The organism is Litoreibacter sp. JB4-2 (assembly GCF_055693445.1).
In genome coordinates this window covers 1,688,308-1,712,795 of record NZ_CM146334.1, presented here as the reverse complement: position 1 = coordinate 1,712,795, position 24,488 = coordinate 1,688,308, and the positions used below count along the sequence as shown (strand labels likewise).

Annotated in this window: 21 protein-coding genes; 10 read left to right on the top strand and 11 right to left on the bottom strand. The window is 59.2% G+C overall.

The window, feature by feature from the left end; all coding sequences use genetic code 11:
- Nucleotide 1: 1 nt before the first annotated feature.
- Genes ACZ1G7_RS08545 through ACZ1G7_RS08535 form a run of 3 tightly spaced genes read right to left on the bottom strand, consistent with a single transcriptional unit; the run spans nt 2 to nt 2,422 of the window.
- Nucleotides 2-1,069 (bottom strand): flavin monoamine oxidase family protein, encoded by a 1,068-nt coding sequence (locus tag ACZ1G7_RS08545; protein WP_472663393.1) that lies wholly within the window; start codon nt 1,067-1,069, stop codon nt 2-4.
- 24 nt (nt 1,070-1,093) lie between these two features.
- Nucleotides 1,094-1,762, bottom strand: a complete 669-nt coding sequence (locus ACZ1G7_RS08540) for a cupin domain-containing protein (RefSeq protein WP_472663392.1) — start codon at nt 1,760-1,762, stop codon at nt 1,094-1,096.
- A gap of 39 nt (nt 1,763-1,801) precedes the next feature.
- Nucleotides 1,802-2,422, bottom strand: coding sequence for a glutathione S-transferase family protein (locus ACZ1G7_RS08535; protein WP_472663391.1), 621 nt, complete (start codon nt 2,420-2,422; stop codon nt 1,802-1,804).
- Between the two features lie 226 nt (nt 2,423-2,648).
- Between ACZ1G7_RS08535 and ACZ1G7_RS08530 the strand changes: the two genes are divergently transcribed.
- From ACZ1G7_RS08530 to ACZ1G7_RS08520, 3 genes are read left to right on the top strand one after another with little or no spacing between them, the layout of a single operon-like run.
- A complete protein-coding gene (locus ACZ1G7_RS08530; RefSeq protein WP_472663390.1) occupies nt 2,649-3,734 on the top strand; it encodes a mandelate racemase/muconate lactonizing enzyme family protein in 1,086 nt (361 codons plus the stop codon).
- 27 nt (nt 3,735-3,761) lie between these two features.
- On the top strand, nt 3,762-4,790 hold the full coding sequence (locus tag ACZ1G7_RS08525) for a zinc-dependent alcohol dehydrogenase (protein ID WP_472661342.1): 1,029 nt from the start codon (nt 3,762-3,764) through the stop codon (nt 4,788-4,790).
- Nucleotides 4,791-4,795: 5 nt separating this feature from the next.
- A complete protein-coding gene (locus ACZ1G7_RS08520) occupies nt 4,796-5,560 on the top strand; it encodes an SDR family oxidoreductase (RefSeq protein WP_472663699.1) in 765 nt (254 codons plus the stop codon).
- Here the strand turns inward: ACZ1G7_RS08520 and ACZ1G7_RS08515 are convergent.
- Nucleotides 5,557-6,489 carry a DUF5666 domain-containing protein gene (locus ACZ1G7_RS08515; protein ID WP_472663698.1) on the bottom strand — a complete coding sequence of 311 codons (933 nt, stop codon included), beginning with the start codon at nt 6,487-6,489 and terminating at the stop codon, nt 5,557-5,559. The two genes, ACZ1G7_RS08520 and ACZ1G7_RS08515, sit on opposite strands and share 4 nt — an antisense overlap.
- The gene (locus ACZ1G7_RS08510; protein ID WP_472663389.1) at nt 6,479-7,300 is read right to left on the bottom strand and encodes a DUF6502 family protein; all 822 of its coding nucleotides are present in this window, start codon (nt 7,298-7,300) and stop codon (nt 6,479-6,481) included. The genes ACZ1G7_RS08515 and ACZ1G7_RS08510 overlap by 11 nt, the downstream gene beginning before the upstream one ends.
- Nucleotides 7,301-7,729: 429 nt before the next feature.
- On the opposite strand from ACZ1G7_RS08510, the gene urtA reads away from it, so the two are divergent.
- The 7 genes from urtA (at nt 7,730) to ACZ1G7_RS08475 (ending at nt 16,998) form a co-directional block, all read left to right on the top strand.
- Nucleotides 7,730-9,016, top strand: a complete 1,287-nt coding sequence (urtA, locus tag ACZ1G7_RS08505) for an urea ABC transporter substrate-binding protein (protein WP_472663388.1) — start codon at nt 7,730-7,732, stop codon at nt 9,014-9,016.
- Nucleotides 9,017-9,094: 78 nt separating this feature from the next.
- The gene (gene urtB, locus ACZ1G7_RS08500) at nt 9,095-11,026 is read left to right on the top strand and encodes an urea ABC transporter permease subunit UrtB (RefSeq protein ID WP_472663387.1); all 1,932 of its coding nucleotides are present in this window, start codon (nt 9,095-9,097) and stop codon (nt 11,024-11,026) included.
- Nucleotides 11,027-11,029: 3 nt separating this feature from the next.
- A complete protein-coding gene (gene urtC / locus ACZ1G7_RS08495; protein WP_472663386.1) occupies nt 11,030-12,196 on the top strand; it encodes an urea ABC transporter permease subunit UrtC in 1,167 nt (388 codons plus the stop codon).
- Nucleotides 12,193-12,942, top strand: coding sequence for an urea ABC transporter ATP-binding protein UrtD (urtD, locus tag ACZ1G7_RS08490; RefSeq protein ID WP_472663384.1), 750 nt, complete (start codon nt 12,193-12,195; stop codon nt 12,940-12,942). Before urtC ends, urtD begins: the two co-directional genes overlap by 4 nt.
- A complete protein-coding gene (gene urtE / locus ACZ1G7_RS08485) occupies nt 12,935-13,630 on the top strand; it encodes an urea ABC transporter ATP-binding subunit UrtE (protein WP_472663383.1) in 696 nt (231 codons plus the stop codon). Before urtD ends, urtE begins: the two co-directional genes overlap by 8 nt.
- Nucleotides 13,631-13,708: 78 nt before the next feature.
- Entirely contained in the window at nt 13,709-16,081 is a 2,373-nt protein-coding gene (locus tag ACZ1G7_RS08480; protein WP_472663382.1) for an AAA family ATPase, read from the top strand.
- Entirely contained in the window at nt 16,078-16,998 is a 921-nt protein-coding gene (locus tag ACZ1G7_RS08475; protein WP_472663381.1) for an HNH endonuclease, read from the top strand. The genes ACZ1G7_RS08480 and ACZ1G7_RS08475 overlap by 4 nt, the downstream gene beginning before the upstream one ends.
- A 125-nt stretch (nt 16,999-17,123) precedes the next feature.
- Here the strand turns inward: ACZ1G7_RS08475 and ACZ1G7_RS08470 are convergent, their stop codons facing one another.
- The 6 genes from ACZ1G7_RS08470 to ACZ1G7_RS08445 all read right to left on the bottom strand — a co-directional run bounded on the left by ACZ1G7_RS08470 (nt 17,124) and on the right by ACZ1G7_RS08445 (nt 24,407).
- Nucleotides 17,124-18,137 carry an ABC transporter ATP-binding protein gene (locus tag ACZ1G7_RS08470; RefSeq protein WP_472663380.1) on the bottom strand — a complete coding sequence of 338 codons (1,014 nt, stop codon included), beginning with the start codon at nt 18,135-18,137 and terminating at the stop codon, nt 17,124-17,126.
- A gap of 12 nt (nt 18,138-18,149) precedes the next feature.
- Complete coding sequence (locus tag ACZ1G7_RS08465) at nt 18,150-19,418, bottom strand: MGH1-like glycoside hydrolase domain-containing protein (RefSeq protein ID WP_472663379.1); 1,269 nt, start codon at nt 19,416-19,418, stop codon at nt 18,150-18,152.
- 4 nt (nt 19,419-19,422) lie between these two features.
- Complete coding sequence (locus ACZ1G7_RS08460; protein WP_472663378.1) at nt 19,423-20,655, bottom strand: carbohydrate ABC transporter permease; 1,233 nt, start codon at nt 20,653-20,655, stop codon at nt 19,423-19,425.
- Nucleotides 20,652-21,884 carry a carbohydrate ABC transporter permease gene (locus ACZ1G7_RS08455; protein ID WP_472663377.1) on the bottom strand — a complete coding sequence of 411 codons (1,233 nt, stop codon included), beginning with the start codon at nt 21,882-21,884 and terminating at the stop codon, nt 20,652-20,654. Before ACZ1G7_RS08455 ends, ACZ1G7_RS08460 begins: the two co-directional genes overlap by 4 nt.
- 113 nt (nt 21,885-21,997) lie before the next feature.
- A complete protein-coding gene (locus ACZ1G7_RS08450; protein ID WP_472663376.1) occupies nt 21,998-23,341 on the bottom strand; it encodes an ABC transporter substrate-binding protein in 1,344 nt (447 codons plus the stop codon).
- Complete coding sequence (locus ACZ1G7_RS08445; RefSeq protein WP_472663375.1) at nt 23,328-24,407, bottom strand: substrate-binding domain-containing protein; 1,080 nt, start codon at nt 24,405-24,407, stop codon at nt 23,328-23,330. The genes ACZ1G7_RS08450 and ACZ1G7_RS08445 overlap by 14 nt, the downstream gene beginning before the upstream one ends.
- Nucleotides 24,408-24,488 lie beyond the last annotated feature (81 nt).

Below are 24,488 nucleotides of genomic sequence, written 5' to 3'. Positions count from 1 at the left end.
GCTAAGCCATCTCCTTCGCGCGTGAAATCCGATCGAACACCGCATCCGCCGCCTCCAACGCGCCTTCCAGAAAGCCGCCAAACTGGGGGGCCATTTCTGATCCCCCAAAATGTAGCCGCCCATCCCAGAGCCCTGCAAGCGGTTGCGGCATGCCGTAGCGCGGATGCGTCTGCGGGCCAAGCTGGTCCGCATCCGTTGCGGTTTGCGGATCAAACGCCCAATCTTTGACAAACAGCGCTTTCGAGTTGGCCGCGCGCGCGCCGAACAGGCGCACCAATTGCGCTTCAAGATGCGTGCGTAGTCGGGCCTCATCTCGGCGCCAATCCGGCGGCGCGCCAATAAAGCCGAATAATGCGTACGGCCCGCCCTCGGCGGGGCTCGCGTCGTGCAGTTCTACCATCGGACCGACCCGGCTCATCGCGTCGCCCGACAGCCCGTCTTCGCGCCAAAAGGGCGTCTCATACACCGCCACAGCCTTGGCTTGCCCGGCCATCCAAGTTGGCGTGGCCGCCATGATGTGCATCGCTTCAGGCGGCAGGGCGGGGGTGAATTTGAGCTGTGCAGCCAGTCGAGGGGGCAGCGCAAGCACCAGATGGCGTGCCGCAACCGTTTCGCCTGCACGCGTCTCAGCGACAATACGCGCGCCTTCGCGTTGCAAGTGGCACACGTTTTGGCCCAGCCGCAAAACGCCTGCGGGCAATTGCGCCGCCAAAGTTCCCGTCAACGCGCCCAGCCCGCCCATTAATCGGTAGGAGCCCTGCATCGACGCGTAGCCGCGCCCGCGCTGTACCTGCCCGGTTTCATCCTCAAACAGCAGGGCGCCTTCCGCATATTGGTCAAATGTCTCAAGGCCAAGCGCGCGGATCAAAGCCGCAATGCGTGGCTGACCGGGCCAGAACCAAGCGGGTCCCATGTCGAACATCGCTTCGCCGTCATCCCGCGACAGGATGCGCCCGCCGGGCCGGTCCCGCGCCTCAAGCAGCGCGACATCGCGGCCCGCGTCAGACAAGCGTTTGGCGAGGCTCAACCCCGCCAAACCAGCGCCAATGATCAAGATATCCGTGTCCATCCCGGGTACGATCCGCCTAAGGCTCTAAACCGCAGGTGCCTTGGCATAAGGCAAATGCCCCGACTTGATCCAAATCTTTGCGCCCTCAGGCCCCGCTGTGGCAGTCAAATCTGCACCTTCCGGCATGCGCAACCAAGACCCTTTGCGCAGGGTATCCCCATCCGTGTCTAGCGTCCCGTCAATCACCAGCAGCTCAATCCCGCCTTCAGGCGCAAGGGCCAAGGACGCCCCAGCGTCGATATGACAATACAGAACTGTTTCACGCGCATCCTCATGCAACACCGCTGACGCCACGCCATCCACCGGGGTGCCCAGCTCCTCAGTCATGGTTTTGCGAAACTGCGTTCGGTCGGCCATGTCAAACTGCCAGAGCTTGACGAAAATGACGCATCCTGGCTCTGATCCGGGCGTATGTGAGGTGGTTGGCGGGTTGCGCACATAGGTACCCGCCGGGAAATCCCCGTGCTCGTCCTGAAACACGCCGTCGAGGACAATGAATTCCTCCCCGCCGGTGTGCGTATGGGCAGAAAAGTGGCTGCCGGGCGCGTAGCGCACGATGGTCGTGGCGCGCGCGACCTCTCCGCCAATCCGGTCCAACATGCGCCGGTCGACGCCCTTCATAGGGGAGGCCTGCCAGTCAAGCGCGTCTGAATGCAACACGACGCGGGCGGAAAAATCGGAATTCAGGTCCATGGGTCTATCATCCTGTGGGCTATAGCTGTCTTAACGAAATCAGGCGGCAATAGAAGGTCTCTGCGCCATTTTTGACCGCCACGACCGCAGATGTGTTAGCGCCTCTGGCACTTCGATCTTAGCGAAATCGGCAAAGAGCAGACCAGCATAGGTCGTGATGTCGGCCACCGAAATGGCGTCGCCCGCAACGAAGTCGTTCTCGGTAAGTACCCCGTCAAGATATGTCATTGTCTGCTCTGCCACGTCTTTTTGGCGGGCACCCCACTCAGCGCATTGATTGGTTTCCAAGTCCGGTCCAAGCCCGGGCGTGGCGTGGTGGAAATAAGTGGCCGCAGCGTTGAGCAGGCCGTTTTCGGCCCGAAGGTTCATCATCGAGATCTGTGCGCGTTCCTTGGCGGTCTCACCAGTGAGCGATGGGCCTTCAAACTGAGTGTCGATATATTCGGTTATTGCGTTGCATTGCGAAATGCACGTCCCGTCGTCTAGCTCCAACAGTGGCACGGTGGCATCTGGGTTCTTCGCCGTGAAAGCAGGAGAACGATGCTCGCCGCCCATGACGTCAACCGCGATAAATTCGACCTGGTCCATGACGCCTTTTTCGGCAAGTGCAATGCGCACGCGATCCGGGTTTGGAAATCCTTTGATGTCGTGAATTTTCATCTCGATAGCCTTTCGGTTAGTGTTGCTAGTTAAAACTACCTACTACTAGGTAGGCATTTTTGGCAAGAACTATTTTTGAAAAACATCTGCGGGTTGTCAGTACGCCCATGCTTCGTGCTTGAGAAAACTGGATGCGTCAGTAGAGTGCGCCGGGTGACTGGGAGGACGCGATCGCAATGACGAGCAAAACACGCCAAATCCGCTTGGCGCGGAAACGGTCGGTGCTATGACCGCCATCCGCGGGCTCACCTGTCGCCTCTTCCACATCCCGCTTGCCGAAGTTTTGGTTGATGCGAAGCATGGGGATCATCATTTTTTTGAGTTGGTGACGGTGACGGTCACGTTGGATGACGGGTCTGAGGGGACGGGTTACAGCTACACGGGTGGCAAGGGCGGGCATGCGATCAGGGCGATGATTGAGCATGATCTGGCGCCGTTTCTGATCGGCAAAGACGGCGCGGAGGTTGAGGCGCTGTATGAGGCCATGGGGTGGCATGTGCATTACGTGGCGCGGGGCGGGATTGCGTCCTTTGCGATCTCGGCGGTGGATATTGCGCTGTGGGATTTGCGCGGCAAACGCACGGGGCAGGCGCTTTGGCAAATGGCGGGCGGGGCGGGGCAGTCCTGCCGCGCCTATTGCGGCGGCATTGATCTGGGGTTTGAGCTGCCCAAGCTGCTGCGATCCGTCGAAGGCTACCTGGAGCGCGGCTTCAACGGGGTCAAAATCAAAGTCGGGCGCCCCGATGATGTCGACCGTGTCAAAGCGGTGCGTGATCTGATCGGGCCGGATGTGGCCTTCATGGTTGACGCCAATTACTCGATGGAGGTGCCCCAAGCCATCGAGGCCGCGCGCGCCTTCGCGGCCCATGACATCTTGTGGTTCGAAGAGCCGATCATCCCTGACAATTACACGGGCTTCGCCGACATTGCGCAGGCCACGGGCGTGCCCTTGGCGATGGGGGAAAACCTGCACACGATCCACGAGTTTGAATACGCGGCCCAGCAGGCCAGCCTAAGCTTTCTGCAACCCGATGCGTCCAATTGCGGCGGCATCACCGGGTTCTTGCAGGCGGCCCGGCTGGCGGAGGCGCATGAGATCACGCTGTGCAGCCACGGCATGCAGGAGCTGCATGTCAGCCTTCTGTCAGGGCGGGGAAGCACAGGCTGGCTGGAGGTGCATTCCTTCCCGATCGACGACTACACGACCCGGCCGCTCGCCGTGGCAGACCATATGGCGCTTGCGCCTGATTTGCCCGGCACCGGCGTCACCTTTGACTGGGGCAAGCTTGATGCCGCCAATCTGCTGACATAACACTGCACTCAAAGCCAAGGACAGAACATGACCCAAGCCGCCGTCTATCGCGGGGATAAAAGCTTCTCCATCGAACAGGTGACCATACCCGCCCCCGGACCCGGTGAGGTGCAGATCGACGTGGCCTATTGCGGGATTTGCGGCACCGATCTGCATATCTATCTGGGCCATATGGACGCGCGGGTGGGGTTTGAGCGCACCATCGGGCATGAGATGTCGGGCGTGATTGCCGCCGTGGGTGCGGGCGTTGATGGGCTTGCGGCGGGCCAGCCCATCGTGGTGCGCCCGCTTGATCATTGCGGCGATTGCCCGGCCTGCAAGGCGGGGCATGAACATATCTGCCACAACCTCAAGTTTATCGGCATCGACAGCGACGGGGCGTTCCAGCAAAAGTGGAACGTGCCCGCCCATACGATCCATGTGCTGCCCGAGGGGCTGGATCTGTCCCATGCAGCGCTGATCGAACCTTTGGCCGTGGCGGTGCATGACGTGAACCGCGGCAACGTCCAGCCGGGCGAGGATGTTCTGGTGATCGGCGGCGGCCCCATCGGCATGCTGGTCGCCATGGTTGCGCGCGATGCGGGCGCCAATGTCACCATCTCGGAGATCAATGAAAACCGCCTCGCCTTCGCCGAAAAAATCGGCTTTGCCACGATGAACCCGAAGGACACAGACGTGGCCAAGGCGATGCATGAGGGCAGCGGCGGCAAGGGCGCCGATGTGGTGTTTGAGGTCTCGGGCAGCCAGCCCGGCGTCGATCTGATGACGGCGGCCGCAGCCACGCGCGGGCGTATCGTCATGGTCGCGATCCACGCCACCAAGCCGCAGATCGATATGTTCCAGTTCTTCTGGCGCGAGCTGGACCTGCTGGGCGCGCGGGTCTACCGGCCCGAGGATTACGATACCGCCATGGCACTGCTGGCCAAGGGCGTGGTTGAGTGCGACGCCTTCATCACCGACATCCAAGGGTTGGAAGATATCGAAGCCGCGTTCAAATCGCTGACCGAAAATCCCAATGCAATGAAATCCATGATCCGCGTGCAGGAGGAGGCATAATGGCTTTGGCTGACAAGTTTGATCTTTCCGGCAAAACCGCGCTCGTCACAGGCGCCAAACGCGGCATCGGCTTTGGCATGGCGGAGGCTCTGGCGGAGGCTGGCGCCGACATCATCGCCGTCAGCGCCACGCTAGACCCGGAACGCTCAGACATTGGTGACGCGGTCACCGCGCTGGGGCGCAAATTTACCGGCTACGCCTGTGACTTCTCGGATCGCGCGGCGGTCAAATCCTTCAGTGCCCAGGTGCTGGCCGATCATCCGCAGATCGACATTCTGGTCAATAACGCAGGGACGATCCTGCGCGAACCGGCGGCCACCCATCCCGACGAGATGTGGGACGAGGTGATCGAGGTCAACCTGAACGCGCAGTTCATCCTGACGCGTGATATCGGCGCGAAAATGGTGGCGCGCGGTTCGGGGAAAATCATCTTCACCGCGTCGCTTTTGACCTTCCAGGGCGGCATCACCGTGCCGGGCTACGCGGCGTCCAAGGGCGGCATCGGGCAGCTGACCATGGCCTTCGCGAATGAATGGGCGGGCAAGGGCGTGAACGTCAACGCAATCGCGCCGGGCTATATCGACACGGATAACACCGAGGCGCTGCGCAACGACCCCGACCGCGCCCAATCCATCCTCAGCCGCATCCCCGCCGGCCGCTGGGGCACCCCAGACGACTTCAAAGGCCCCATCACCTTCCTCGCCTCCGACGCAGCCGCCTACATGCACGGCCACACAATGCTCGTCGATGGCGGCTGGATGGGGCGCTAGGCACTCAAGCGGCGCAGCAACCGACGCTGCGCCTCGAAATCCTCGGGCAGGCTTATCCCCTCGCGCGCGGCAAATCGCCCGGTATAAGCGCCGTTGAACACCGTTTTGCCACCGGCAAACGCGGCCAGATCTAGGTTGCGCGCAAAGCTGTGACCCAGACCGGAAATTCGGTATCCGGGTGCCTGCGCAATCGGGTCCAGATACCCTTCAATCGACAGCCGTTTCAAAGGCCCGGCTGCGCCGACAAAGCGCGCATTGTTGAAATCGCTGACGATGAACCGGTCAGTCTGCCGGTCATAGCGCCCCAGCGCGCTTGCGAAGGATCGATCAGCCGCCCGCGCTATATTGTTGCCCGCAACTGCAACCGGCCCGATCAGAGTGCGCCCAAAGGCGCGCGTGACATCGCCTGCCACAAGATCGCGCCCATCACGCGGCGTGCCAAACCGGGTCGCAATCACCCGGTCGCCCCGCCACAGACCACTCACCGCGACGCGATCACCAGCTCTAAAGCCTTTCGCCCCACGCGGCGAGTCGACGCGGACGCCGTTCACAGTCATCTGGCGTCCGTTTGAGGACATGTCAGAAATGGTTCCGATCAACGGGTGGGTAATCTCAATGCGCCGCGCAACACCCGCGCCATTGGCTTCGATGGTTACACTTTCGCCCAACCGCAAAGCCGTGCGGTCCAGCACGCCCGACGCGTCTGACACGACGGTCTCGGCGTCGACCGACAGCCGGTTGCCTGCAACGATCAATGCGTCAAGATCTGTCACAAGCCCGACGATGCCGGTCCCGCCAATGCCGCCCTCGACGTCGCGTGTCGATGCCTGCGCGAAGGCCGCGCGAGGCAGGGCAAACCCGGCCGCTGACAGCGCCAGGAATGCACGTCGTTGTATGGCAGTCTTCGGGCGGTTGGCTTTACTCGTCATTTTCACCTTCGTCCTCTTTGTAAAAGAACAGCCCATATCTGAACCTATGTGTCGCGGTTGGCGCGGCTTTGTCGCGCTCTTGATGCTCGCTGGCCAGCGTGTTGATTTCGCTGAGCGCGCTCAGCCCAAGCCTGCGCGCCTCCATCTCAATGGCCTCGACGGAGCTGGCCTCAAGGTGGTTGTAAAACACCGCACGTTCCAAATGAGCGGGCTCTGGTTCGATCAGGTTTTCAACCGCTGCGTTCATGTGATCGCCAAGGTTTCCGGCAAAGAAATGTAGCTTTTGGTCGGCATCGTCCGATCCGGTCAGCCCCTCTGCAACGAGGGACACATCTTCGCTTGCGATCGACACTGCGCCCTGACGGGCCAACTCGTCCAGCACGGCGCGCGGGCGTATGTCGCGGCTCACCGACTCGACCAACCCGTCAAAACTGGGGCCGGTGACGCTTTGCCGTGGCAAGACCCGCAGGGTGCCAGCCGAATCGCGATAATCAGGATGCGACAACCACCGTCCAATCACCGTGCTCAGGATCGAAACGCGGCGGCCGGCGTCGGGGTCTGCCTGCGGGTCGCGGGTGCGAAAGCTCTTAACGTCGCGCCGGTGTACGCCGGTCAGGATGCTGATCCGGCTGTCTGTCGCGTCGGCGCCCAGCTCGGACAGGGCCACGTCGACATAGGATTGTTTTACGATGCGGTAAAAAGCAGGCGCCGTGACGCCCCGCGAAATAAGTGCGCGCAGCAAGGGGCGCAGCAAGCGCCGTATCGCGCGCTCAAACGTGCTCGCATTCGTAAAACCAGGATCACTATTCATTGGTTTCAAAATATAGCTCGTGGGAAAATATTCCACAGTTTGATGCTGAATTTTTGATCAATAGCCATTTTGTCGCAATTTCGCCATTTGCGTAATATTCGCAATATTTGTGCAAGCTGCATTAAAACTAAGCTACACAAATTGCCTTAAATTTAATCAAAGACTTAAAATTGAGGCAAAGCTGTAGGCAAAACCGCGCAGGTAGCGTCAAAATCCGACCGTTCTGCTGGCAAAGCCGAATTTTGCGGGTCCTAGTATCCCTGCCTTTTCGAGGCATCAAACGCCGCGCGGCGGGCCATCTTGGCAGAATTCACCCACCGCGCGACTACAACATCAAAGTTGCGGACCCTGCTTACACCTGTTGGGTCGCGGACGAAAGCGCTGCTGCTTTTGTCTGTCTCGCGCATTACCAACGGGGACCAAAACCAAATGGCTCACACAACAAAACTTACTTCTATTGTCGCATCGGCTTTGCTGGCCAGCACCGCTGTTGCCGCCGCTCAATGCGCAGACCCGGTCAAAATCGGCGTTCTGCACTCGCTGTCGGGCACGATGGCAATTTCAGAAACCACGCTGAAAGATACGATGCTGATGCTCGTTGACCAGCAAAACGCCAAAGGCGGCGTGTTGGGCTGCGAAATCGAAGCCGTCGTCGTCGACCCGGCCTCCGACTGGCCGCTCTTCGCTGAAAAAGCGCGTGAGTTGCTGACTGTATCCGAGGTCGACGTGATCTTCGGCTCCTGGACCTCCGTGTCGCGCAAATCCGCGCTGCCAGTTCTGGAAGAGCTGAACGGCCTGATGTTCTACCCAGTGCAATATGAGGGCGAAGAAAGCTCCAAAAACGTGTTCTACACAGGTGCGGCCCCCAACCAGCAGGCGATCCCTGCGGTGGACTACTTCCTTGAAGAGCTGGGCGTCGAGAAATTCGCGCTGCTGGGCACTGACTATGTGTATCCGCGTACCACGAACAACATCCTTGAGCAGTACCTGCAAGACAAAGGCATCGCCAAGGAAGACATCTTCGTCAACTACACACCTTTCGGTCATTCTGACTGGGCCACAATCGTTGGCGACGTGGTTGCATTGGGCGAAGACGGCAAGCAGGTCGGCGTGATCTCGACCATCAACGGTGACGCAAATATCGGTTTCTACAAAGAACTCGCAGCCGCTGACATCTCCGCCGATGACATTCCAGTTGTGGCCTTCTCCGTGGGTGAGGAAGAGCTTTCTGGCCTCGACACGTCCAATCTGGTGGGCCACCTGGCCGCTTGGAACTACTTCCAGTCTGCTGACACCGAGGCAAATGCTGAGTTCATCGAAGCTTGGAAAGCCTTCGCGGGTGAAGAGCGCGTGACCAACGACCCAATGGAAGCCCACTATATCGGCTTCAACATGTGGGTGAACGCGGTTGAAGCGGCGGGCACAACAGACGTGGATGCGGTCCGCACCGCCATGTACGGTCAGGAATTCCCGAACCTGACAGGTGGTACAGCCGTCATGCTGCCAAACCACCATCTCGCCAAGCCAGTGCTGATCGGCGAAATCACAGCCGAAGGTCAGTTCGACATCATCTCCCAAACCACAGAGGTTGCGGGCGATGCATGGACCGACTTCCTGCCAGCCTCCAAAGTGCTCAAGTCCGATTGGAAAGAGCTGGGTTGCGGCATGTACAACACTGAGACCAACACCTGCGTGCAGTTGACCTCCAACTACTAAACGCAAGACCCTCTCGCGCGGAGCGGCGCCTCCCAGCCGCTCCGCGCATTTTCTGCCTCTGCCCGAAAGTCTGACCACATGCGCCGCATCCTTCTTGCCGTTGCCATTCTGCTTGGCACCGCTCTCGCCGCGCCCGCGCAAACGGTGCAGGATATCCTTCAAACCCACGCCGATGAGGTCGCTAAGCCGTCGCGCAAAAGCGTCGGGGTCCTGCTGGATGATCTGGTCGCCTCTGGCTTGCCGATTGTCCCGCTCTTTCTGGAAAACTGGTCCAACAAGGGCGCGTGGCAGCGCAAGGAAGACGGTATCTTTTTCATGGGCGCGCCCGGCCCGGACGGCCAGCTCGTGCTGCGCGATCTTGACAGCGATGCCGTGATCCAAGGCGACAAATCCGACTACAAACAGCTCAAACCCAATGGCGGTGTGCGCCGTGTCATCGGCACAGCCCTTGTGCAGTTCCAACTGTCCGATCCTGACCCGAAACGCCGCGCCGACGCGCTGACCTCCATCGCACGCAAGCCCGAAGCCGCGCAACTGGCCCCGCTTCAAGCGTCAATCGAGGGCGATCCAGATCCAACGATCAAAGCCCGCAAAACCCAGCTCGCAAATTTCCTTTCTGCCCGTTTTGCCGAGGAGAGCGAGGACCGCATCGCTGCCATCGAGAGCCTGTCGGCAGATACCAGCGTTGAGGCGCGTAGCGTGCTCAACCTTATCCTGACGGCCAAGCCGGGCGTCGCCAAAGAGCCTCCCGACGCCAATATCGCCCGCGTGATTGACCCGTCGGAGGCGCCCGATGCCTTTTACGCGCAATTGGTCGCGGCCGAGCTGGCCCCGCCAGTGACCCCGCCTGTCGCCATTCGAGCGGCGCTTGAACAAAACATCATCGATGGTCGCGTAGCCGACATCCCCGTCGCCCAATTGGGCACGGAGGACGAACGCAACCGCGCCTATGCCCGCCTCGCCAAGGACGGGCTGGTCCCGCAGCTGGTCACGCAAGTGTACCGCGACGCAGCACTGTCAGAGCATGTCTTCTATGACGTCTATGACGAAGACAATCCGGCCATCACCCAAGCTGCCGAAATCGCACTTGCCTCCGTTGAAACTCGCGTGGGTTATGCTCAAACCGTTGATCTTGCGCTGGACGGCCTGTCGCTTGCCTCTATTTACTTCCTCGCGGCCATCGGGCTTGCCATCACCTTCGGCGTGATGGGCGTCATCAACATGGCACACGGCGAATTCATCATGATGGGCGCCTACACGGGCTACGTGGTCCAGCTGTTCATCCCGGACTACACGATCTCGATCCTTGTCGCCTTGCCGCTAGCCTTTGCGATCACCTTCGGGGCAGGGGTCACGATGGAGCGTCTCGTGATCCGCCACCTGTATCACCGCCCGCTGGAGACCTTGCTGGCTACGTTCGGCATCTCAATCGCACTCCAACAACTCGCCAAAAACATCTTCGGCACCCAAGCCCGCCCGCTGACCTCCCCCGAATGGCTCGACGGTGCGCTGGTCTTCTCCGACGTCATCCAGATCAGCTATATCCGCATCGCGATTTTCGTCCTCGCGCTGTTGTTCCTGGCCTTGATCCTGTTCGTTTTAAAACGCACCCGTCTGGGCCTGGAGGTCCGCGCCGTGACGCAAAACCCCGGTATGGCGGCCTCCATGGGCATCAACCCCGACCGCATCAATATGATGACCTTCGGGCTCGGCTCTGGCATTGCGGGGATCGCGGGTGTGGCTATCGGGCTTTACGCCAAGGTGACCTCTGAAATGGGCTCCGACTACATCGTGCAAAGCTTCATGACCGTGGTCGTCGGCGGCGTCGGCAATGTTTGGGGCACGCTCGCGGGTGCCTCCATGATCGGGTTCCTGCAAAAGGGGATCGAATGGCTGAACCCGTCCAACACGCTGGCCGCTCAGACCTACATGATCCTGTTCATCATCTTGTTTATTCAATTCCGGCCCAAGGGCATAGTCGCCCTCAAAGGCCGCGCGGCGGCGGACTGACCCATGAGAAAAACCTTCCTCGCCCAAAACCCGTCCGTTCTGTGGTTCATGGCCGCCCTTGCGCTGTTCACCATCATGGTCACGCTGATGTCGGAGGCCACAGGCGTGGGCCTGATCTCCACCTCCTTCGTCAAAACGCTGGGTAAAACGCTCTGCCTCTGCCTGATCGCGCTCGCCATGGATGTGGTCTGGGGCTATTGCGGCATCCTTAGCCTCGGCCATTTCGCTTTCTTCGGTATCGGCGGCTACGCCATCGGCATGTGGCTGATGTACGCGCGGACGGAGGCGATAATCCTGCCAAACCTTGCCGCCCAGACCATTCCACCGACGCCGCAGGAAGTGTCCGACGCCATCGGCAACCAAATCTTCGGTGTTGTCGGCTCGTCCGAATTTCCGCTGCTTTGGGCCTTTGCGGATAACCTCTATATCCAACTTCTGATGGTCGTTCTTGTTCCCGGCCTTCTGGCGCTGGTCTTCGGCTGGCTCGCCTTCCGCTCTCGCGTCACGGGCGTCTATCTGTCGATCCTGACGCAAGCCATGACGTTGGCTTTGTCGCTTTACCTGTTCCAAAACGACAGTGGATTGCGCGGCAATAATGGCCTCTCAGGCCTGCAAAACATCCCGGGCTTTGAGGCCACGCCGCAATCGGTGATCTCGATCACCTTCTTCTGGGCCTCCGCGCTCGCGCTCGCGCTTGGTTACTTGTTCTTCGCATGGGTCATCTCCGGCAAGATGGGCAGCGTGGTGCAGGGCATTCGCGACAATGAGGCGCGGGTGCGGTTCCTTGGTTACCATGTCGAAAGCTACAAGCTGTTCATCTTCACCGTCACGGCCATCGTGTCCGGTATCGCAGGCGCGCTCTACTATCCGCAGGCGGGCATCATCAACCCCGGTGAAATCGCGCCAATCGCTTCGATCTACCTGGCCGTCTGGGTCGCCATCGGCGGACGCGGCAGGCTCTACGGCGCGGTGATCGGCGCGGCTTTCGTGTCGCTTGTTTCCAGCTGGTTCACCAGTGGTGGCGCGCCCGATGTGAACCTCGGTTTCTACACAATCCAATGGACCGATTGGTGGCTGGTGCTTTTAGGCTTCTCCTTCGTCGCGGTCACGCTGTTCTTCCCCAAAGGTATCGGTGGGCTGTTTGACTATCTGGTGAGGAAGCCGTCATGAGCATGCTCCTAGAGGTCTCCGGCGTAACCGTCAGCTTCGACGGTTTCCGCGCGATCAACAACCTGTCGATCAACTTCGCAGAGGCCGAGCTGCGCGCCATCATCGGCCCCAACGGTGCGGGTAAAACAACCTTTATGGATATCGTGACCGGCAAGACCAAACCCGACGACGGGAAGGTGATCTGGGGGGAGAAAAACCTGTCGCTGCTTGGCATGTCCGAAAGCGAAATCGCGATGGAGGGGATCGGGCGCAAGTTCCAGAAACCCACGGTGTTCGAGGCGCAGACCGTGCGCCAAAACCTCGCCATGGCGCTGAAAAACCCGCGTGGGCCGTTTACGGTTCTGATGCATAAGAAAACCAAGTCGAACGCCGAACGGATCGAGGCGATTGCCGAAGAAATTGGCCTCTTGGACAGTCTGACCCGCACCGCTGGCGAGCTCAGTCACGGGCAAAAACAATGGCTGGAAATCGGTATGCTGTTGGCCCAAGATCCGCGCCTGCTGCTGGTCGATGAACCGGCCGCGGGCATGACAGTCGAAGAACGCGAGAAAACCACCGACATCCTGAAACGCGCGGCCGAAACGCGCGCCGTTGTCGTGGTCGAACATGACATGGAATTCGTCCGCCGCCTCGATTGCAAGGTTACAGTGTTGCATGAGGGCGCGGTGCTCGCCGAAGGCAACCTCGACCATGTCACATCCGATCAAACGGTCATCGACGTGTATCTGGGGCGCGGCCATGTTTGATGTGCAAGACCTGACGCTGCATTATGGGCAGAGCCAAATCCTTTACGACATCACTTTCAGCGCTCAGAAAGGCGCGATCACGGCGGTGATGGGCAATAACGGCGTCGGCAAAACCAGCCTGCTGAAAGCAATCGCGGGTCGGCACCCAGCCTCTGGTGGCACGATGCAGCTTGCAAACGCGACGCTGGGGCAAAATACCGCTGTCTCGGCCGCCCGCGCGGGCATCGCTTATGTGCCGCAGGGTCGGGAGGTTTTCCCGATGATGACGGTCCTCGAAAACCTTGAGACCGGCTTCGCCTGCCTGCCGAAAGGTCAGCACAAAATTCCGGATGAGATTTTCGATCTCTTCCCCGTGTTGCGCGACATGAAATCGCGTCGCGGCGGTGACTTGTCGGGCGGGCAGCAGCAACAGCTCGCCATTGCGCGCGCGCTGATCACCCGGCCCAAGGCGTTGCTGCTGGATGAGCCCACAGAAGGCATCCAGCCCAATGTGATCGAGATGATCGGTGACGCGCTGCGCCACCTGCGCGAACAGGGCGAGATGGCCATCATTTTGGTCGAACAAAACGCTGATTTCGCCTTCGCATTGGGCGACACATTCGTGCTGATGGAAGGCGGACGCGTCAAACGCCGCGTCGAAAAAGGGGACTACACCAAGGCGGAACTGGTCGCCGATCTGGCGCTTTGATTTGACAAACACGCGCAATTGCGCACGATATCCCCTCAGTATTTGAACAGTTTATTTTAAGACGACTGGGGTGCGGATATGCGCTTTTTCGACCGCAACGCGATGCGGGTGCCAGACACTTTCTCCTCCAAACAGATGGAGGATCAGCAGCAACGTGTTCGCGATTTCCTTCTGCAAACCGAGGAAAAAGGCCAAACGCGCCGCGTGCCACCTGCCGAATGGCTCGCCCGTGACCCAAGCTGCCGCGAACAAATGGCGGAAAATTTCGCCCATAGCTGTGCCTATTGCGAACGTTCCGCCACCAACAGTTGGGCGGCTGATGATGTCGGCGTTATTTCGCGCCATCGGCCGGAATCTTTGGCCCAGGACGAAGACGGCAACACCGATTTTCTATCCTACGTCTGGCACATGTACACTTGGGAAAACCTGCTCTGGGTCTGCACCAATTGTGCCCGTCGCAAGGGCAACCAGTTCTTCATCGAAGGAGATCGCGGCATCCCATCGCAGCGCATCAATGAGCTGCGAGAACAGGAGCGCGAGCTCATCATGGACCCGTGCTGGCACAACGCCAGCGAGCATCTCTACTTCACGCTCGATGGGCGTGCGCATTGGAAAACCCCGCAAGGCCACGCGACGATTGAGGTCTTGGGCCTGAACGAACGGGATCTGATTGAGGCGCGGAACTGGGATGTGGAGGCGGTGTTGGCCCATCTCAACAACCGTCGTACTGCGTCAAGTGCCGGAATAAAGGTCGTAGATACAGGTGCGCCCATGCCTGACGACCGCTACATCATTGCGACGCAAAAGGCGGATGAGGTCCCTTTCAATCTGAACAGTTTGAACAGACCCTCTTATGACTTGAACATCACTCATGTGGGGGCCGTCACCAGCGCTTTGCTGGACTATACCCGCCGCAACGGATCGAACGTCTTCGACATCAACATGCTGTTTGAGATGTTGTACGAATTTGACTCTGTTCGCCGTGAAAACTTCATCAATCAAGCTTTTGCGGAAGCGGCAAGTCAACACCTTGAGGCGGTTCCAGACACGGCGCCTGTGGCCCCTTTCGCCCCTGCTCCCGCGCCAAAGGCGACACGCCGTGGGGCCAAATCACGACCCGCGCGTGATGTCGGGCGCCCGTTTCAAAGCCAAGCGCTGTCGCGCGTTTCAATCGAAAATTTCAAGGCGCTGAAGGAGATCAACTTCAAGCTGCCGGAGGTGGTCGAAGATATCGAGCAGGCCCCTTGCATGCTGCTTCTGGGTGAAAATGCCACCGGTAAATCCTCCGTGCTTGAGGCTATGATCCTTGCCATGATCGGGACGGAGCAATCCGAAAAGCTTGACCGCCTGCTCAAGGATGAGGAGCTGTCGCCTGACGATCTGATCCATCGTCCGGACCCATCGAACTGGGACGAAACAGCGCCCGGCATGAATGTCCGACTCGATTTTCTCGACAATAAAGATCATGTCGAACTGTTTGCTGAGCGCGGCGACAAGACCTTTTCGGGCACTGAAAGCTCCGCCAAGGTGATCCTGGCCTATGGGCCACGCCGCTTCTTCACGTCCAAGCGCAGCCGCCGCCTGCGCGCTCCGGCGCACCGGGTCAAATCAATGTTCGACCCGATGGACGTGATCGCCAATCCCATTCATTGGCTGTCGCGGCTCAACCGGGCGGAGTTTGAAACAGCCGCCCGCACCTTGCGTTTCGTGTTGATGCTGGATGAGGATGACGAGTTTGAACGCGACGATAGCGATCTTGAACGCGGGCAAATCTTCATCACCCGTTTTGGTCAGCGCACGGCGCTCAAAGACCTGTCGGTGGGCTATAAATCCGTGCTGGCCATGGCGTGCGACGTGATCCGTGAGCTTTTGCATTACTACGACAATCTGGAACGCGCACAGGCCGTGGTCTTTATCGACGAGATTGAAACCCATCTGCATCCCCGCTGGAAAATGCAGATCATGCAGCTTTTGCGCCGTGCCTTTCCGCAGGTGCAGTTCATCGTCACAACGCATGACCCGCTCTGTTTGCAGGGCATGTATAACGGCGAAGTCTTCGTCCTTCAGCGTAGCGCGGAAGACGCGCGCGTCGAGACTGTCAAGGACCTGCCATCGATCCGCGGCATGCGGGCAGAACAAATCCTGACGTCGGAGTTCTTTGGCCTAGGCTCAACCGACCCCGAAACCGACGCCAAGCTTGAGCGCTACAACCGCCTTGCGGCCCGGCTTGAAGACCTCGACGGCACTGAACGGGCAGAGATGGAACAGCTCAGCAAAGCTTTGAATGAGAATATGGTGATCGGCTCGACCCTGGCCGAGCAAGCCTATGTGGAAGCCATGCAGGAACAGGTCGAGAAAACAAAAGTTGCGCCGCTTCAGGCAACAAAACCGCAGCGCGAAGCGCTGAAATCGCGGTTTGGATCTCTGTTTGAACGCCCGGGGTCCCCATGATCCAGATAGACCGCGATCCATTCCCGGCAGAGCTGGACCCAAACAACCCAGACAGCTTGGGACAACGCGAACTTGCGCGTCTGGAGACCAAGCTCGCAAATGGAGAAGTGCTAAAATCCGGTGATTTCCGGGCCTATAGCCACGACAATGTCCGCGCCGCACTGCGCGCCATGTTCAACGGAAAATGCGCCTATTGCGAACGCCTTGCCTCGGGCGGTGAAGACGGCGATATCGAGCATTATCGACCCAAAAAAGGCGTCAGCGAAGCGGATCAAGCCGGAATTACACATGAGGGCTACTGGTGGCTCGCCATGGATTGGCTCAACCTTGTGCTATCTTGCAAGCATTGCAACCAATGGCGGTCCAAACAGGTTGAGATCCCCGATGACGTGATCACGATTGAGCAGCTGGAAGCTTTCTTTCTCAGCGACCCGCGTGCCACGGGTTCGGGCAAACAAAACTCCTTCCCGACCGAGAACAATGTCTGGGTGACGACGCGGGGCGACGTGTCATCTGAAAAGCCGTTGATCCTTGACCCCAGCAGCGCGACCGATCCGGAGGATCATCTCGATTGGGTCATTTTTGAAGGCGCCTCCACCGTACGGGCGAAAAATGACAGCAAAGCGGGGGAGGCGACGCGCAAAATACTTGGCCTGAACCGCCGCTGGCTGGAGGAAGAGCGCCGCGCCAAAATTGCGCTGATGCAGATGCAGCGCAACACAATCATTGAGGCGATGCAAAACTGGCTCGACGTTGACGACCCCGTCGATAAGGAAAGATGGGGGCGTATGGCGGATAACGCAATCGCCAGTATTTGGGTCTTCACCGACCCGAACCAGCCCTTCATCGGGCTGGCGCGCGCCTTCATACAAAAGGTCCAGCAAGAGGTCGCGGACCTGGAACCGCAACAGGGTTAGCCGCTTACCACATTTGGCGCCCGTGTTGCGATGCCAAGCAAACCAGCGTCAGACATGATCCGATTCAAGGGCTTAGCCCGTGCGCTTTCGCATGCGAAAGCCCCGTTTTTAAGGCGTTTTGGTCCTTAAAGGCTGATGCCGGACAGATCGAAGAAATGCCGGTGTGCGTCTTCAAAGCCAAGCCCGACGGCGTCACCCTCTTTCCAGTCCGACGCGCCTGAGGCGCGCACGGTGATCCGGCCCGCAGGCCCGCAATCGACATAGTAAAAGTAGTCCGCACCCAGATATTCGGCGATCTCGATGACACCTTTCAGTCGGTCGCTGTCAGACGGGGCGCCCAGCGTGATGTGTTCAGGCCGGATGCCCAAATGTTGTGCTTCGGCGGGGCCGTCCCAGTCCTGATCGGCACGGGCAATCACGTTCATTTTTGGGCTACCGATAAACTGCGCCACAAACAGATTGTCGGGGTGCTCATACAGTTCACGTGGGGTGCCCACCTGCATGATCATCCCGTCTTTCAGGACCACAATTCGGTCGGCCAGCGTCATCGCTTCCACCTGATCATGCGTCACGTAGATCATCGTGCTTTCCAGCGTCTTGTGCAGGCGCGCGATCTCGAACCGCATCTCGACGCGCAGGGCGGCATCCAGATTTGACAGAGGCTCGTCAAACAAGAAACCCTTCGGCTCGCGCACAATGGCGCGTCCAATGGCGACCCGCTGCCGCTGCCCGCCCGACAGGTCTTTCGGGCGCCGGTCCATGTAGTCCGCCAGCTTCAAAACATCCGCCGCCGCCGAGACTTTCTCATTGATCTCGGCCTTTGGGCGGCCAGCGGTTTTAAGCGCGAAACCCACATTCTCTTCGACCGATAGATGCGGGTAAAGCGCGTAGCTTTGGAACACCATCGACAGCTCGCGTTCTGAAGGCACCTTGTCGGTGACGTCATTGCCATCGAGAAAAATCTTGCCACGGCTGGTTTCTTCGAGCCCGGCAATCATCCGCAACAAAGTGGATTTTCCGCAACCCGATGGCCCCACGAAAATGATCAGCTCACCATCATGGATCTCAAGGTCAATGCCCTTGATGACCTGCACCTCGCCGAACCATTTCTCAACCGCCTGAAGCTGAATTGATCCCATTGTCTCGTCTCCTTAAGCCGCGCCGCGCAGGGGCTGTGGCATATGCCAGCTCAGCCAAATCGCCGCGGTCCATGAAAAATTATTGCCCACACACCCTTCGCCGGTCAGCGGGTTGAAACACTCCCAGAAGCCGGACTTCTGGATCAAACGGCTGAGGTCGTCACGCACCCGTCCAGCCATTTCCAGCTCGCCGGCCTGCGTCAGCCCCTCGGCCACCATGTAATTCATCTGCGGCCAGACCGGCCCGCACCAGTAGCGCTGCGGCTCAAAAGCATCGGCATCGGGGTCCCAACTCGGCATCATGTAGGACACTTTGCCCGCGATCCGGGTCATGTTCTCCATGATGCGCCCGCGCTGTTCCGCAGTACCGGTGTCGGCGTAAAAACATAAGGGGCTGGCGTTCGACACCCCGTCAGAGAACGTGCCGCTGCGCATGTCACGGGCGGTGAACGCTCCCAAGGTGTCATTCCACATATAGTCTGACGCGGCCTCGCCAGCGGCAATCCAGCCGTCAATCTCTGCGGTGTCATGCCCGATCATTTCAGCCAATGCGCGCAGGTCTTTGTCGGCGCGCAGCAGCACGAAATGAATGTTTGGATCGGCCATCAGAAAGGGCCCTTCCCGGGTCAGGCGGTGCTGATCCCATCCCATTTCTGCGCCACGCTGCACGATGGTGAGGTATTTGTCATATTGCTCTTGGCTGGGGCGGAAACGCGGGTCGACATGTTTGTTGTCCATCCGGGTGTACGGCGCCAAATCCGGTGCAACATCCATCCGGTCCAGACCGATATTCCATTCCGGGCAATTGTCGCGCCCGGTCTCCCAGGGGTGCGTGGTCGCAACGACGCCTTCGAAGCTGCGGTTCTCATGAAACCAGCGATGCCATTTCAGCATCGGTGCAAACACCTGCCGGATGCGGGCAAGCTCATCGGGCGCGCCGCCCGCGTTTAGTTGCCGAACAATCGTGGCCAATACCGGTGGCTGTGACACCCCGGTCGAGGGCATGGGCCCAGGCGTTTCCCCCCACCGCGCGGGGCCGGGGAAATAATCCGGGTCATCGCTGCGAAAGATGATCGAGGGGATCATGCCATCGGGCCATTGCCCGTCAACAAGCGTCAGGATTTCGGACCAAGCGCGGTCGCGGTCATAGCTGGCGATGCCAAGCGCGATGAATGCAGAATCCCAGTTCCACTGATACGGGTAAAGTCCCTTTGTCGGGATCGTGTAACCGCCCCGGTCATTGCCGGTCAGGATTTCCATGGCCTGTTCGTTTAAAGACATGCGCTTATCCTTTCACAGAGCCAGCGGTCAGCCCGGCCACCAAGAACCGTTCAAACCACAGGAACAACACCAAAACCGGGACTGTCGCGATCACGGCGCCTGCCATCAAATGCTGGCGCGGTACTTCCGATGTGTTCAGCTCCGCAATGCCGCGCGACAAGGTGAACAGGTTCACACTGTCCAGAAACATGAAGGCGAAAAGGAACTCGTTCCACGCAATCATGAAGATATAAAGCGACACCGAGGCGAGCGCGGGCAGGGCCAGCGGCATGGTGATTTTCAAAATAACCTGCATGCGTCCAAGCCCGTCCATCAGGCCCGCTTCTTCCAGCTCTGCTGGGATGCCGCGGAAATAGCCTTGCAGCATGTAAAGCGCCACGGGGATGGTGGTTGCCGGATAGACGAATAACAGCCCCCAAAGCGTGTTGCGGATGCCCATCTGCGAAAACACAGCATAAAGCGGGATCACCAGAACGATCATCGGCACCATATAGATGAGCAGGATTGAGCGGCTCAGGAAGTCTTGTCCCGGGAATTTCAGCCGCGCGACCGCATAGGCGCCGGGCACTGCGAAGACCAGCGTCAACACGACTGTCGCGATGGAAATCATTGTGGAATTCAGTAGGAAGGTGCCAAAATTGTACTGGGTGAAGAGCTCAATATAGGACCGGAAAATCGCCGCAGCCCCGACGCTCAGATCAAGCGAGAAGTCTAGCGGGTTGGCCAACAGGAACTGCTGGTTCTTCAGGCTCATCATAACCATGACAAAGAAGGGCAGGGCGACAGCGATGGTGAAAAACACCAGCCCGAAGCTTTTCAGGAAGCGCAGGATCACCACCTCGACATTGTAGCGCTTTTCCTTGCCGGGGCCGAAACCCATGCCGATCATGTCCAACGTGGTGATCAGGAAATAGGTCATGATCGCGATGAAGACGATCTGGCCGAAAGCGTAGCTGGCAAGCCCCAGACCCAGCGGCTTGAACCCGGACAAGACGACAAGCCCCACAACAAACACCGCCGCCGCAACCAGTTTGGCGTTGCGCCCGCGTGCTTGCGCCGGGTGGATTGTCAGCGCCCCAGCAGCGGCGATGCCAGAAATCGTGGCAGCGATGACCTGCGGCTGGAACTCAAGGCCCGAGACCAGCAGCGCCAGCAAGGTGAACAGGACCGAATAGATCGCGCCCCAGAATGCGCCGCATAAAAGCAGCAGAATGAAGATGTTCCCGATGCGGCTCATGCGTCATCCTCCGGCGAAAGTTTGAAGAAGATCAGGGCGAAGAACAAAAGCACGACGAAGACCACCACGGCGACGGCTGCACCGGCCCCAAGGTTGGAGACCGCGAAGGCCTGCTCATAGACGTTCACTGTTAGCGTCCGCGTACCAGCCGCGCCGCCGGTCAGAAGGAAAATGTCGTCGAACTTGTTGAACGTCCAGATGAAGCGCAGCAGGAACAGCACCGCGAGGATACCCATCAGCTGCGGCAGCGAGATGTACCAAAATTGTTGAATGGGGGTGGCGCCGTCGATCTCGGCTGCCTCATAGATGTCTGTCGACATGGATTGCATGCGCGCCAGGATGAACAGGAAAGCCAGCGGGAAATAGCGCCAGACCTCAAACAGGATCACAACCGTCAGCGCTACGGGGAAATCAAAGCTGAACAGCCCGAAATCAAGTGTCACAGCCCGGGTGCCAAGGAAGTTGATTGGGGCGTCAATCACGCCAAGCTGCTGCAACAGCGCGTTCAGAGTGCCGCCGGGGCCTGCGTCAAGCAGCAAGACCCATGCGAAGGCCACAGCGATGACGGGCGCCACATAAGGTGACAGAAAGAGACCCCGCAAAACAGATCGCCCGCGGAAAGACAGGTTCAGCAATTGCGCTGCAAAAAGCCCCATCACCAGCGCCCCCACGGTGCCGAAGATGGTGTAGTAGAGAGACGCCCAAAGCACGGGCCAGAAGTCGGAGGATTGGAATAGCTTGTTGAAATTGTCGAAGGTGAAATCGCCCGATAGCAGCGCGTTTTCCGGGCTGGCATCGAAAACAGGTTTGGTGTCTTTGATATTGTCTGGTGCGTCAACAAAGGCTTGCGTCGCTGCGACCCGCACAATCAGGTCCTCGCGTTTGCCACCTTCGTAATCGCCCAAATTACAGGTCAGGTCGCGGCCTGCCAGCGTGCAGCGTTCGTCCACGCTGATCACCGTCAAACTTTCGGGCAATGTGTCGGTCATCACGATATCGGCGATGTCGCTTTTCTTTGAGGAGTTGCGCACCCGGTAGCGGATGTCGCCCTCAGCGCCCACGGCCTCCAACTTGTCCATCAGCCGTTCATTGACCAGAACCGACGGCGCGCGCAGGTCGCCCAGTTGGATCGGTTTGAAGCTGATCCAGAAATTGGCCAGCAACGGGAACAGCACAACCGACAACACGACAAGAAAAGTCGGCAGCAGCAATGCGTAGGCGAAGCGCATCTCGCGTTTTGCGAGCGGGCCCAAGCCTTTGGGGGCGTAGGTTTCGACATATCGGACCTGTTGGCTAAGTGGGACGCGCGCCCCGCAATTGGGGCGCGCGCCGCTTTTGTCGCTTAGAGCGCGGCTTTGTGCTCAGCCACGATTTTGGCTGCCGCGTCTTCAACGCTCAGATCGCCATCGGTCATCTCGCGGATGACGCGGCTCATGATCTGGGAGTTTACCAGTTTCGACGCTGTTGCCAGCTGACCGGAGGACACACCCCACCGATCACCCACCGACAGGCCTGCGACGATATCGTCGATGACTTGCTGCGGGTAGATGTCGGCCAAAGGCGCTTTGCGGTCGACGCCCACGTCGAGGCCGGCCCAAACGTTTTCATACTCGGTCGAGCCTGCTTCTGGGCCTTTGCGGACCGGGAACTTGCCTTCAGGTGCTTGGCTCAGCCACTGGCCGTAGCCTTGTGAGACAACGAACTCGACGAATTGCTGGGCCACTTCGGTGTTGGCGTCATTGGTGATGCCAAGGTAGCGCACGTCGGCATAGGCCGCGCCATCGGGATTGCCGGGGCCTGAGATGACGGTTGCAAAGCCAGTGTTGGCTGCCAGCTCTTTGGACGTTGGATCATCATTGATGGTGACCGGCGCGCTGTCACGCAGACCGCCCAGCTCGTCCAGAATGGATGGCGACCAGATGATCATCGCGGCTTTGCCATCAAGATACAGCTCGCGAGACTGCGACCAGTACAGATCACCGGCAGGCGAGGCTTCGACCAACTTCTTGTACATGTTGAGCAGCTCGACCAGCTGGGTCGTGTCCTCATTGACCGTGCCGTCATCGTTGATGGGCGAGTAGCCTGTTGCGAGCGACAGATGCTCGATCAACTGCATCATGTAGCCTTCGTCGATCTTTGTCGCTGCAACGAAACCATACTGCTCGGACGGGTTGTGCAGTTTATCAATCGCAGCCGAGATGTTGGCGAAGGAGGTTGGTGCTTCAAGGCCGTTCGCCTCAAACAGGTCCTTGCGGTAGACGACCAACTGAGTCCAACCATCGGATGGCACGGACACGATTTCGCCGTCTGCCATGGCCATGCGCACAGGGCCGCTGGCGAAGGTATCAACGCCAAGGTTTTCAACAACTTCGGTGGCCGCCGCTGTATCGAGGATACCCGCTTCAGCATATGGCAGCAGGTGCTGCACGGTGTGGTTCAAAACATCCGGCAGGTCGCCCGCTGCAAAGGCTGCGGTTGCGCGCGTTTTGATGTCGCTTTCTTCCACCGGGATGATTTCTACGGTGTGACCTGTTTCTGCTTCAAAAGCTTTGGCCATTTCTTCTTGGACGGCCATGCGCTCTGGCTGGATTTCCATGGTCCAGAAGCGGATGTTGTCGGCATGAGCCGCCGCCACCAACGCAGTCGAGAGCAATAGCCCCGTCGACATGGTTTTAATCAGTTTCATTGTCTTTCTCCCTTACAATGGTCTTTTTGGATGGTGTGGAAACTTTGGGCGCGCCGTCCGTGGCGCGCGACACAAGATGGGCGCGTTGCAGTTCCTGCACTTCGCCGGGGTTGGCGCCGTCATGCAGCCGGAACAACATCTCAGCGATGCGGCGTCCGGCATGGGCGCGAGGTTGTTCCATGCTGGTGAGTGGCGGGTTGGTGTGCACCCCGAATTGCAGCCCGTCATAGCCAATCACTGAAACGTCGATGCCGGGCACCAGCCCCGCATTTCGGATCGCTGCAAGCACGCCCAAGGCAACTGTGTCAGTGATCGCCAAAATCGCTGTGGGCGGTGTCGGCAGGTCAAGCAATTGACGTGTCGCGCGTTCGCCGCCCGCGTCGGAAATGTCGGTGATCTGAATGAGGCTGGGGTCATGGTCGAGCCCGTTCAGCTTGAGACCTTGCAGATATCCGTCGAGACGGCTCTGCGCGAATTCATATTGCAATGGCGAGCCCACGAAGGCGATGCGCCGATGGCCCAGCCCGACCAGATGGTTGACGGAGGCCATAAACGCATCATTGCCGTCGACATCATACCACGCGAAGGGCGCATCCGCCGCGCTGCGCCCGTGCACCACGAAAGGGCAACCGAGTTGTTGCATCAGCGGGATGCGCGGGTCTTTTTTCAGTGGGCGCGAAATGACGATGGCGCCAACCGCGCCGGTGTTCCAAAGGCGGTCGATCTGTTCCAGCTCATCTTGGGCGGATGTCGTATGCGTCACCATCAGATCCCAGCCGCGTTTGCGCAGGGTTTCACCGAGGCCTTTGAGCAGCTCAGCGATGAAAGGTTCAGACAAGGATGAGGTTTGTTCCGGCATCACATAGGCCGCCACCTCGGTCACGCCGGTCGACAGGCGCTTCGCTGCATTGTTGGGGCGGTAGCCGAGTTCTTGGGCCGCCGTCATGACGCGGTCCCGGGTTGATTTTGCAATATCCGGGTAGCCGTTCATCGCCCGGCTCACGGTGCCCACCGTAAGCCCCAGATGCGCGGCGATCGCCTTCAGGCTGACCGTTCCCTTTGCCAAAATTGAGATCCTCCCAGATCGAAAGCCGCTCGGACAAATTTCCGAAACCGGTTTCGTAATGACCCTGCCGAAACCGGTTTC

Excerpts from the sequence above, each read along its gene's own strand:
- ACZ1G7_RS08545 (WP_472663393.1), bottom strand. The coding sequence starts at position 1,069 with ATGGACACGGATATCTTGATCATTGGCGCTGGTTTGGCGGGGTTGAGC.
- ACZ1G7_RS08540 (WP_472663392.1), bottom strand. The coding sequence starts at position 1,762 with ATGGACCTGAATTCCGATTTTTCCGCCCGCGTCGTGTTGCATTCAGAC.
- ACZ1G7_RS08535 (WP_472663391.1), bottom strand. The coding sequence starts at position 2,422 with ATGAAAATTCACGACATCAAAGGATTTCCAAACCCGGATCGCGTGCGC.
- ACZ1G7_RS08530 (WP_472663390.1), top strand. The coding sequence starts at position 2,649 with ATGACCGCCATCCGCGGGCTCACCTGTCGCCTCTTCCACATCCCGCTT.
- ACZ1G7_RS08525 (WP_472661342.1), top strand. The coding sequence starts at position 3,762 with ATGACCCAAGCCGCCGTCTATCGCGGGGATAAAAGCTTCTCCATCGAA.
- ACZ1G7_RS08515 (WP_472663698.1), bottom strand. The coding sequence starts at position 6,489 with ATGACGAGTAAAGCCAACCGCCCGAAGACTGCCATACAACGACGTGCA.
- ACZ1G7_RS08510 (WP_472663389.1), bottom strand. The coding sequence starts at position 7,300 with ATGAATAGTGATCCTGGTTTTACGAATGCGAGCACGTTTGAGCGCGCG.
- urtA (WP_472663388.1), top strand. The coding sequence starts at position 7,730 with ATGGCTCACACAACAAAACTTACTTCTATTGTCGCATCGGCTTTGCTG.
- urtB (WP_472663387.1), top strand. The coding sequence starts at position 9,095 with ATGCGCCGCATCCTTCTTGCCGTTGCCATTCTGCTTGGCACCGCTCTC.
- urtC (WP_472663386.1), top strand. The coding sequence starts at position 11,030 with ATGAGAAAAACCTTCCTCGCCCAAAACCCGTCCGTTCTGTGGTTCATG.
- urtD (WP_472663384.1), top strand. The coding sequence starts at position 12,193 with ATGAGCATGCTCCTAGAGGTCTCCGGCGTAACCGTCAGCTTCGACGGT.
- urtE (WP_472663383.1), top strand. The coding sequence starts at position 12,935 with ATGTTTGATGTGCAAGACCTGACGCTGCATTATGGGCAGAGCCAAATC.
- ACZ1G7_RS08480 (WP_472663382.1), top strand. The coding sequence starts at position 13,709 with ATGCGCTTTTTCGACCGCAACGCGATGCGGGTGCCAGACACTTTCTCC.
- ACZ1G7_RS08475 (WP_472663381.1), top strand. The coding sequence starts at position 16,078 with ATGATCCAGATAGACCGCGATCCATTCCCGGCAGAGCTGGACCCAAAC.
- ACZ1G7_RS08470 (WP_472663380.1), bottom strand. The coding sequence starts at position 18,137 with ATGGGATCAATTCAGCTTCAGGCGGTTGAGAAATGGTTCGGCGAGGTG.
- ACZ1G7_RS08465 (WP_472663379.1), bottom strand. The coding sequence starts at position 19,418 with ATGTCTTTAAACGAACAGGCCATGGAAATCCTGACCGGCAATGACCGG.
- ACZ1G7_RS08460 (WP_472663378.1), bottom strand. The coding sequence starts at position 20,655 with ATGAGCCGCATCGGGAACATCTTCATTCTGCTGCTTTTATGCGGCGCA.
- ACZ1G7_RS08455 (WP_472663377.1), bottom strand. The coding sequence starts at position 21,884 with ATGCGCTTCGCCTACGCATTGCTGCTGCCGACTTTTCTTGTCGTGTTG.
- ACZ1G7_RS08450 (WP_472663376.1), bottom strand. The coding sequence starts at position 23,341 with ATGAAACTGATTAAAACCATGTCGACGGGGCTATTGCTCTCGACTGCG.